The following is a 5,892-nucleotide window of genomic DNA, read 5'->3' as shown; positions in this document are numbered from 1 at the left end:
CAGGCCGGTCGGCAGCAACAGGCTGTGCACCAGCGACGCGCAGAGAATGCCCAGGCCGATCTCCTCGACGCGGGCCAGCGCGGTGTCGAAGATGGCGGTGGGCGTCTCGACCGACGGGAAGCCGATCAAGGCCGCGGTGTAGCCCGCCAGCATGAAAAGATAAGCGCGGGGCGTGCGATCCAGCAGCGAAACGTACAGGCACAACGCCACCCACAGCGCCAGCGCCAGTGCGGTCAGCTCCGGCGTGTTCGACAGCGCCGGCACGATCAACACCGTTGCAGTGCTGCCGATCAAGGTGCCGCAGAAGCGGTACAGCGCCTTCGAGCGCACCGCGCCAGCCATCGGGTTGGCCACCACATAGGCCGTCAGCATGGACCAGAACGGCCGCGGCAGCCCGGCCCGGCTGGCCACATACATCGCCAGCATCGCGGCGGCAAAACACTTCAGCGAGAAGACCAGCTCGGCCCGCGTGATCGAACCCAGCAGCCGCGGCCACCACAGCAGCGTGCCACGCCAACGTGGCTCGGGCACCGAGGCCGTCATGCCGCGTCGTCCTTGCGCCGCGCGCGCGGCTTGCCTGGCATCACCGGCACGCTGCAGCCCAGGCGCTCGCCCAGGGTGTCGAAGACCCGAAGGCAGGCGGAGAGGTCCTCTTCGGACAGCCCGGCAAACAGCTCGCCACGAAACGTGGTCAGCGCCGCTTCGATCTGCTCCCAGGCAGCATGCCCGGCGGCCGTGAGATGCAGTGTCCTGGCCCGGCCGTCGGCCGGGTCGCTGTGGCGCTCCGCCAGCCCGGCCTCCACCAACTGGTCCACGGAACGCGCCAGCGAAGGCGCCTCGATGCCCAGCATGTCGGCCACCACGCCAGGCCGCACATGGCCCCCGAGCCGCCCAATGATCATCAGCGGCCAGGCCATCGCATGCGACAGGCCAACGTGCGCCACCGCCTTGTCGGCCGCAGCGCGGTAGCTCCGCTGGAGCACACCCAGCGCAATGCCGAACTTCATCTGTGAGGCAGCGCGCGTCGGTGCAGCAGTCATGGCAAGCAAGGCGCCGGGCCGGAAGCGGCACGGGCCAATAGATAGTTAGCTTGCTAATTACTATAACGGGGACGCTACAGCCCCGTACGGCACTGGGTTTTTGTCTACCCCCTAGTTCGAATGAGCACAGGGTTAGCCCGCGATGTCTGGCATGTCAACGATGGCACGGAGATTGCAAAATGTTTTCTCTTCGTTCGCCCCTCGCGCCACAAGCGCCCGGGGCGGTGTTGTTGCCAAACGCCCTGCCGCCGCGGGTGCCAAGGCCTTCCCTGTAGGAACTCTCGACCATGCGTCAATTTGCTTTGGGGGCGGTCGCCGCCCTGTTTGCTGCCAGCAGCTTTGCAGCACCTGCGGCGTCGCCGATCTCCGGCCGCTTCGTCTCGGCTGACAAGCCCAACTTCGATGCCAACGCGCAAGCCGCGGCCGTCGCCACAACCTCCCTGCGCCAGAACGTCGAAGCCCGCAAGTCGCGCTTCGGCTTTGCCAGCCACTACGACGCCCAGCTCGGCACCACCTTCCTGTGGGCGCAAAAGGGCAGCAGCCAGTCCACGCTGAAGACCAGCCTGACCGGCGCGGCCCTGCGTGAAGCCACCGCCCGTCACTTCCTGAGCCGCAACGCCAGCGCCCTGGGCCTGAGCGCCGCCGCGATCAGCAATGCCAAGCTGTTCGACACCCAGGATCTGGGCAACGGCCCTGTCATCAGCCGCTTCCGCCAGCATGTGGGCGGTGTCGAGGTGTTCAACCGCGACATCAACGTGATGACCGACCGAAGCGGCCGCCTGGTCGCGATCTCGGGCTACTTCGCACAGCAGAGCGATGCCGCCTCGGCCCGCGCCGCCAGCTTCTCGCTGAAGGAATCGACCGCCATCACCAAGGCCTTCGCGGACCTGGGCGGCAGCGTCGCCGACAGCTTCGCCGCTGGCGCCACCAAGGGCGCGTACAGCACCTGGAAGCGTCCCGCCAGCCAGGGCGACCTGCAGCTGCAAAGCGATCCGCGCGTCAAGAAGGTGATGTATGCGCTGGGCAGCTCGCTGGTGCCCGCCTACTACGTCGAACTCTCGGCCGCGACCCGTGACGGCGCGACCCAGGCCGACTATGCCTACGTGGTCTCGGCCGCCGATGGCTCGGTGCTCTTCCGCATGAACCAGGAAGCGCACGACAGCGCGGTCACCTACCGCATGTTCGCCGACAAGAACGGCGTGCCCTTCGACTCCCCGATGGGCAACGGCATGGTGCCGTTCAAGAAGGACCTGCCGACGCAAACCGTCAAGCGCACCGACGCAGCGTCCAACCTGGTGACCGTCAACAGCGTTGGCATCTCGACCAACGACCCCTGGCTGGCCGCAGGCGCCACCACCCCGGTCGGCAACAACGTCAGCGCCTACCTGGACCTGGCCTCGCCGAACGGCTTCCAGGCCCGCCGTGGCGACGTGCAGCCCACGACCACCAGCACCGCCACCTTCGACTACCCGCTGGCTGGCGACGTGGACCCGAGCACCGACGACGCCAAGAAGTCGGCCGTAGTGAACCTGTTCTACATGAACAACTACCTGCACGACCTGTGGTACGACCACGGCTTCAACGAAGCCGCCGGCAATGCGCAGACGAGCAACTTCGGCCGCGGCGGCGTCGAAGGCGACCCGATCCTGGCCGAAGGCCAGGACTATTCGGGCCGAAACAACGCCAACATGAGCACCCCGGCCGACGGTGGCTCGCCGCGCATGCAGATGTACCTGTTCGACGGCCTGGTCAAGGGTGATGTCTCCATCACCGCCCCGGCCTCGCTGGCAGGCAAGCTCACCTTCGGCACCGCCGGCTTCGGCGCCTCGGCGTTCGACGTGACCGGCACCGTGGTCCTGTCAGACGACGGCACCGCGCCGACCGGCGATACCTGCACCGCCCCGGTCAACGCAGCAGCCCTGGCCGGCAACATCGCGCTGATCGACCGCGGCTCCTGCGACTTCGACGTCAAGGTCAAGTTCGCACAGAACGCTGGCGCCACCGCCGTCATCGTCGCCAACAACGTGACCGGCTCGGCGATCACGATGGGCGGCGACGACACCACCGTGACCATCCCCGCCGTGATGATCACGATGGAAGACGGCGCGAAGATCAAGGCCTCCGGCTCGCCGGTCACCGTTCACATGGTGAAGGAAGCCGCGCTGGACCTGGACGGCACGCTCGACGAAAGCGTGATCGCCCACGAATACTTCCACCATGTCTCGAACCGCCTGGTCGGCAACGCCAGCGGCCTGTCGAACAACCAGGGTGGCGGCATGGGCGAAGGCTGGAGCGATGTCGCCGCGTTGATCCTGAGCGTGCGCAAGAAGGACACCGACGTCGCCAACAACAGCGACTGGCAAGGTGCCTACGCGATGGGCGGCTACGTGACCGGCGAGATGTACTACGGCATCCGCCGCGCCCCGTACTCGACCGACTTCGCGAAGAACCCGCTGACCTTCAAGCACATTGAAAACGGCGTGGCCCTGCCCACCACCGCACCGCTGGCCTTCGGCCAGGACGGCGCCAGCAACGCCGAGGTGCACAACACCGGTGAAGTCTGGGCCAACATGCTGTGGGAAGCGTATGCCGGCTTCCTGAAGGATGGCCGCTACAACTTCAAGCAAGCCAAGGCCAAGGTGCAGGACTACGTGATCGCCGGCCTGAAGATGACGCCGAACGCCCCGACCCTGGTCGAAGCACGCGACGCCATCCTGGCAGCAGCGGACGCCACCGACGACGCCGACTTCATGATCTGGGCCACCGCCTTCGCCAAGCGCGGCATGGGCGTGGGCGCTGTCGCCCCGGCGCGCAACAGCACCACCAACTCCGGCGTGGTCGAAAGCTACATCGTCGCCACCCCGACGCCGTAAGCTCTCACTGCCTCACCGCTGTGCAAGGCCCGCTTCGGCGGGCCTTTTTCATGCAGCAGCTGCAAGCCGCCATCACACACGCTGCCCCTCTCATGTCACAAGACCGTTCCCCGCTGACGATTGGCACGCTGCTGGTGCTTCTGCTGGCCTTCTTGTCCGTGTTCGGAGGTACTTTCGGCACCGTGCAATGGCCGTTCAGCGGACTGAGGCCGGATGCCGAGATCGCCTTCAGTCAGCGACTCGTTTCAGCGTTGTGGGAAGGCCAGGAAGACAAGCTTGCGGAGGCCTTCCGGCCCGAACTGCGCAAGGACGTGCACGACCATTTCGGCGCCATGACCGCGCTCCTGCCCAGCGGCCAACCCAAGCAAACAGATGTTTTTTCCTGGGCCATCCATCGCCAGGACGGTTCCACCTACTACACCTTCGGCTTTGAGTATGCCTACGAGCACGCATGGCTCGTCGCGAGCGTGTCCTTGCAACGTGAACCGGGAGGTCCCCTGCAACTGACAGGTCTTCATCTCACACCGCAGGTCGAACCCCTTGAGGTGCAGAACCGTTTCGCCTGGTCGGGCAAACCGGCAACTCAATGGGCCCTGCTTGCCATCTGGGTCGCTGAGCTGGGTCTAGTGCTGTTCGCCATGATCAGTTGCCTTTGCGCCGAGGGCTTGCGCCGCAAGTGGGTGTGCCTGCTGATCGCGCTGTTTGGCATTGGCCGATTCACGCTGGACTGGCACACGGGCGCCTACAGCATCCAACTGCTCTACCTCGGCTTGCCCACGCTCGGCGCCTTGAAAGCCGGGCAGGGATCACCTTGGTGTTTCCAGCTCAGCTTGCCTGTCGGGGCCGTTTTCCTGTTGGTCATGCTGCACCAGTCCAAGTCGTCACGAGCCAGGCAGCAGGTCCCATCCAGCGAGTCCCCGCCGCACGTCGATGCGCCTCACCCCGCCGAAAAATCCTGATCCCAAGGGCACCCGGGGATCAGGCGCACGTCTTGACACTCCTCATCAGGAAGCCACCGGACGACAACGGCCATGACATACCTTTGCCTGGGCATCGCCATCGTTGGCGAGGTCGTCGCGACGACTGCGTTGAAGGCCTCGGAAAGTTTCACGCGGCTGGGGCCGAGTGCCCTGACCGTGGCGGGGTACGCACTGGCGTTCTACTGCCTGTCGCTGTCCTTGCGCGCACTTCCCACCGGCATCGCCTATGCGATCTGGTCCGGTGCGGGCATCGTGCTGATCTCGCTGATCAGTTGGCTGGTCTACCGCCAGTCGCTGGACCTGCCGGCCGTCGTCGGCATGGCGCTGATCCTGGCCGGCGTGCTGGTGATCAACCTGTTCTCGAAGAGCGTGGCGCACTGACGCGCACCGAAGCGGGCCTAAGATCCGCAGTCATGAGCTTCACTTTTCACCTTCCTGGCTTGCCCGCACTGGGCATCGCCGCGTTGCTGGCCGCCCTGGCCCAAGGCGCGCTGGCCGCACCTTCCCCTGCCCACGCCGAGATCGACGCCCTGCTTGGCCGGCTGGCCAGTTCCGGTTGTGAGTTCAACCGCAATGGCAGCTGGTACCCGGGCGCCGAGGCCAGAACGCACCTGCAGCGCAAGCTGGGCTACCTGGAAGACAAGGACGCCGTGCCCACGACCGAGAAGTTCATCGAGCTGGGCGCCAGCACCAGCAGTTCCAGCGGCAAGCCTTACCTCGTGAAGTGCGGCAACGCGGCGCCGGTCGACAGCGGGGCCTGGCTGCGCACGCAGCTCACCGCGATGCGTGCCGCCGCCCATGCCCCCAAACCCTGAACACAGCCATGCGCAAACCTCGCTCACCCTTGCCCGCCGTCCTGCTGCAAGTCGTCGCGCTGGCCGCCTGCGCTGCCCCTGCCGCCACGCCGCCAGCGACGCCGCAGGTGCTGACCTTGAAGCTGAACACGCCGGTGACGCTGAACGGTGACGGCACCGTCGTCAGCCTGGTCGCGGTGCGCGA

6 protein-coding genes are annotated in these 5,892 nt (G+C 66.2%); 4 read left to right on the top strand and 2 right to left on the bottom strand.

Features of this window, described 5'->3' with window-relative positions; genetic code table 11:
- Together FKP22_RS18735 and FKP22_RS18730 are read right to left on the bottom strand one after the other, a co-directional pair.
- The coding region (locus tag FKP22_RS18735; RefSeq protein WP_211361463.1) for an FUSC family protein at nucleotides 1–543 on the bottom strand (543 nt) is incomplete at its 3' end.
- Nucleotides 540–1,040 carry a MarR family winged helix-turn-helix transcriptional regulator gene (locus FKP22_RS18730; protein ID WP_231010201.1) on the bottom strand — a complete coding sequence of 167 codons (501 nt, stop codon included), beginning with the start codon at nucleotides 1,038–1,040 and terminating at the stop codon, nucleotides 540–542. The genes FKP22_RS18735 and FKP22_RS18730, both read right to left, overlap by 4 nt.
- A 287-nt stretch (nucleotides 1,041–1,327) precedes the next feature.
- Here FKP22_RS18730 and FKP22_RS18725 point away from each other — a divergent pair, with 287 nt between their 5' ends.
- The 4 genes from FKP22_RS18725 to FKP22_RS18710 all read left to right on the top strand — a co-directional run bounded on the left by FKP22_RS18725 (nucleotide 1,328) and on the right by FKP22_RS18710 (nucleotide 5,708).
- Entirely contained in the window at nucleotides 1,328–3,913 is a 2,586-nt protein-coding gene (locus tag FKP22_RS18725; protein WP_141289211.1) for a M36 family metallopeptidase, read from the top strand.
- A 92-nt stretch (nucleotides 3,914–4,005) separates the two neighbouring features.
- The gene (locus tag FKP22_RS18720; protein ID WP_141289209.1) at nucleotides 4,006–4,872 is read left to right on the top strand and encodes a hypothetical protein; all 867 of its coding nucleotides are present in this window, start codon (nucleotides 4,006–4,008) and stop codon (nucleotides 4,870–4,872) included.
- Between the two features lie 72 nt (nucleotides 4,873–4,944).
- Nucleotides 4,945–5,274 carry an SMR family transporter gene (locus tag FKP22_RS18715; RefSeq protein ID WP_141289207.1) on the top strand — a complete coding sequence of 110 codons (330 nt, stop codon included), beginning with the start codon at nucleotides 4,945–4,947 and terminating at the stop codon, nucleotides 5,272–5,274.
- Between the two features lie 32 nt (nucleotides 5,275–5,306).
- Nucleotides 5,307–5,708, top strand: a complete 402-nt coding sequence (locus FKP22_RS18710; protein WP_141289205.1) for a YfeK family protein — start codon at nucleotides 5,307–5,309, stop codon at nucleotides 5,706–5,708.
- Nucleotides 5,709–5,892: the final 184 nt, after the last annotated feature.

The organism is Ideonella azotifigens, from assembly GCF_006519715.1.
Taxonomy (GTDB): domain Bacteria; phylum Pseudomonadota; class Gammaproteobacteria; order Burkholderiales; family Burkholderiaceae_C; genus Ideonella; species Ideonella azotifigens.
This window is presented reverse-complemented; position numbering and strand designations above follow the sequence as displayed.

Excerpts from the sequence above, each read along its gene's own strand:
- FKP22_RS18710 (WP_141289205.1), top strand. The coding sequence starts at position 5,307 with ATGAGCTTCACTTTTCACCTTCCTGGCTTGCCCGCACTGGGCATCGCC.
- FKP22_RS18730 (WP_231010201.1), bottom strand. The coding sequence starts at position 1,040 with ATGACTGCTGCACCGACGCGCGCTGCCTCACAGATGAAGTTCGGCATT.
- FKP22_RS18715 (WP_141289207.1), top strand. The coding sequence starts at position 4,945 with ATGACATACCTTTGCCTGGGCATCGCCATCGTTGGCGAGGTCGTCGCG.
- FKP22_RS18720 (WP_141289209.1), top strand. The coding sequence starts at position 4,006 with ATGTCACAAGACCGTTCCCCGCTGACGATTGGCACGCTGCTGGTGCTT.
- FKP22_RS18725 (WP_141289211.1), top strand. The coding sequence starts at position 1,328 with ATGCGTCAATTTGCTTTGGGGGCGGTCGCCGCCCTGTTTGCTGCCAGC.